The sequence below is a fragment of the Roseomonas sp. TS2 genome (genome assembly GCF_058833935.1).
Genome location: NZ_JCACVY010000304.1, coordinates 1 through 3,142, shown reverse-complemented (window position 1 = coordinate 3,142; position 3,142 = coordinate 1). Strand labels below are relative to the sequence as shown.

The following is a 3,142-nucleotide window of genomic DNA, read 5'->3' as shown; positions in this document are numbered from 1 at the left end:
TGATGAGGAGGTGCCCGGGCGAGGCCTTCCCCGCCGTCCCGTCCTGCGGGCCGTCCGGCACCACCTGCAGCTGCGGCGCCGGTGGCGGCGGCGGCGGGCGCGGGGGGGGCGGAACGTCGAGCTCCACGGCGGGGCCGAAGCGCCCGAACAGGTCGGCGGTGGCGATGCGGTAGCGCATGGGAGGGTCGGCCTCCGGCACCGGCGCGTCCGACAGCAGGCCTCCGGGCAATTGCGGCGGACGCTCCGCGGTGCGGCCGGGCAGCAGCGGCAAGGCGCGCGAGGGGAACTGCGCGCCCGCCGGCAGGGCCACGCTCCGGTGCCGGCTCACCCAGCCGTCCGCTTCCTTGCGGCCCAACGCCACCAGCGCGCCCAGCTCGGGGCGCGGCCAGACGAAGTCCTGGCGGAAGGCGGTGGAGACGCCGTCCGTGCCGATCCAGGCGGCGCGGCCCAGCTCCGGCAGCGGAGTTCCGGGCGGGTCGGGCGGCGGCACCGCGGCCGCGAAGGCGACCAGCCCGCGTGGCTCGAGGCCGTGCCGCGCGGCGGTGTGCTCCGCCTGGCGCAGGGCTTCCTCGGGCCGGGGGGTGCGCACCGCGAGGCGCGCCAGCCGCCCGGCCAGGGCGGCATCCTCCGCCGAGGCGGCGCCGAGCGCGGCGCCGAGGGTGCGCAGGCCGGGCAGCGGCGCCCCGGGATCGGCGGCGAACAGCCCGAACGCGGCATAGGCGGCGGGCCGGGCGGGGTCGGAGCGCTCCCCGACATGCCCGAGCAGGCCGAGGAAGCGGCCGAGGCCGGGGTCCATGGCCTGCAGCAGCAGCCCGCCCTCGATGCGCACCGAGGCGGCATGGCGGTGGCCACGGAGCATCGACACCGCGGGTGGCAGCGCCGCCTGGCGCGGAGAAATGCCGGGATCGCGCAGCATCGTCTCGCAGGCCTCGACGATCGCCTCCGCCTGCGTGCCGACGCGCAGCACCTCGTCCTGCGGGGGAAGCGTTTCGAAGGGGCCATCCGGCTGGTCCGGCGGGCCCAGGCGGCGCGGCGCGGCGCGGTCGACCCGCGCCAGGGCTTCGTCCCGCCCGCGGCCGCCGGCGTACCAGGGCCGGTCCCCTTCCACCGGCAGGCTCAGCAGCTCGGCCGGCCCATGCCCGAGCATCTCCTCCAGCGCGCGCGACAGCCGCACCTGCCACAGGCGGAGCCGGGCCTGGCCGCGCCCTTCCAGCCGCAGCCGCTCCACCCGCGGGCCGCCCAGCGTGTAGGGCGGCCACGAGGCGCGGGCGAGAATCCGGTCGCCCATCCGGTCGAGCAGGAAGGCCGTGCCCTCGAACGCCTCCACCGTGACCGCGACAAGGGCCGCGAGGCCGCCCTGGCCGGCCGGCCGGACGATGTCGGCGAAGAGGACGCCCTCCGCAGGCTCCAGCTCGCCATTCTCCCGCGGCCGATGCTCGCGGTCGCGCCAGATGATGCGTGCCTCCGCCGGCTCGGCCGTGACGCGGAAGAGGCCGAAGGGCGCGAGCGGGAAGCCGAGGGCCGGCGAGGGCAGCAGGCGGAGATGGGTGCCCGGCGGCAGGTCGGGGTCCGCCTCGGCCGCGATGGCCAGGGCGGCGAACAGATCCGGTGGCGCCAGCAGCGGCATGGGTCAGGCCTCCCCGGCGAAGCCGGGCCGCTCGCGCAGCGCGAGGCGGCCGGTCACCGTCGCGCCGGCCCGGAGATCCGCGAGCGGCAGCAGGAGCATCGGCGGCACGATCTGCCGCGGCAGCGGGCGCTGGAAGCGCTGCGGCGCGAAGGGGGCCGTGGCGAGCAGCAGCAGCCGCGTGCCGCCGCGGTCCCTGCGCCGGACCGGCAAGGGCAGGCCCTGTGCCGGCGAGGCGCGGGTGAGCACGCGCGGGGCGCCGAGCTCGGCGCGGCCCGGCCGGTGGATGGGCTCCGGGGCCTCCACGAGCACGCCGGCGCAGCGCCAGGCGGGCCCGGCGCCGGCGGAGGGGCGGAGCCAGAGCTGGCTGACGCGCGGCGCCTTGCCGGCTGGCGGCCAGCCCCGCAGGCCGAGCGCCTCCATCGCGGCCTCGAAGGCGGCATCCTCGCCTTCGAGCACCGGCTGGGGGAAGGCCGGCAGGGCGGCGATCTCGATATCCCCCTGCGGGCGGCCGGGATCGCCGGCCGGCGGGAAGCCGAGCCCCGCCATCATCTCGGCCGGCGAGCGCCAGCGCGAGGTGCGGAAGGTCACCCCCGGCAGGCGCCCGTCGGCGCCGCCATCGCCGGCCCCGCCATCGCCGGCCCTGGCGTGGACATGGACCTCGTACCAGGCGCGGCCTTCCAGCGGCTGCTGCGCCTCGAGCGTGCCGCCCGGCCTGGGCATCGGGCAGGCGGCCCGCCCGGCGCGCTCATGGCGGATGCGGTCGGCGGGGCCGAGCAGCCCGGGCGCGCGGAGCGGCCCCCAGGCCGGCTCCAGCAGGAGAAGCCGCCCCCGGCTCGCCGGGTCCGCCGGGTCGTGCGGCACGTCCACCCGCCGCAGGCCCAGCCTGAGCGCGAAGCCATAGGCCCTGGCGAGGGCGGCCACATGGCCGGCGTCGAAATGCGCGGCCACCGGGTCGTCGCGGAAGCGCGCGGTCTCGCTCTGCGCCGGCGTGTAGCCGAGCAGGTGGCGCTGCAGCATCTCCGGCTCGAAGATGTCGCGCCGGCTGGTCAGGAAGGCGAGGCGCTCGGGCGTGCCGTAATCGGGGCGGCGGTCGGGCACCAGTCCGGCGGCGGCCGGCCGCTGCGGCACCCTGGCGGTCCGGAAGAAGTAGGCGCGGGCGGTCGGCTGGCTCCCCTGGCCCCGGGGCGCGTAGCTCTTGCCCTCCTCCGCCGTCGCCGTCGCCACGGTCTTGCGGGCCCCGGACTCGTCCTGCTCGTAGAGCGTGCCGGTCCAGCGCAGGTCCAGGTCGAGGCGGTAGGTGCGGCCGGGCTGCAGGATGCAGCGCACCGCCGTGCCTGTCGGCTTGTCTGGCGGCTGGGGCCCCGCCGCGGCGGCGGCGAGATTGGCCGCGGCCGCGGCGGCGGCGGCATTGGCCGCGATTGCGGCCGCCCGCGCCGCGCGGGTGATGCCGCCGAGGCCGAGGATGGCCAGCCGCGTGCCCGCCGCCCAGCGCACCAGCACCGAGGCGATCTCGGC

Annotated in this window: 2 protein-coding genes; both read right to left on the bottom strand. The window is 78.7% G+C overall.

What is annotated here, in order from left to right; genetic code table 11:
* Positions 1 to 1,627: hypothetical protein (locus ACZJYS_RS23725; protein WP_493180562.1), on the bottom strand; the 1,627-nt coding region annotated here is incomplete at its 3' end.
* 3 nt (positions 1,628 to 1,630) lie between these two features.
* A partial coding sequence (locus tag ACZJYS_RS23720) for a hypothetical protein (RefSeq protein WP_493180561.1) occupies positions 1,631 to 3,142 on the bottom strand: 1,512 nt, incomplete at its 5' end.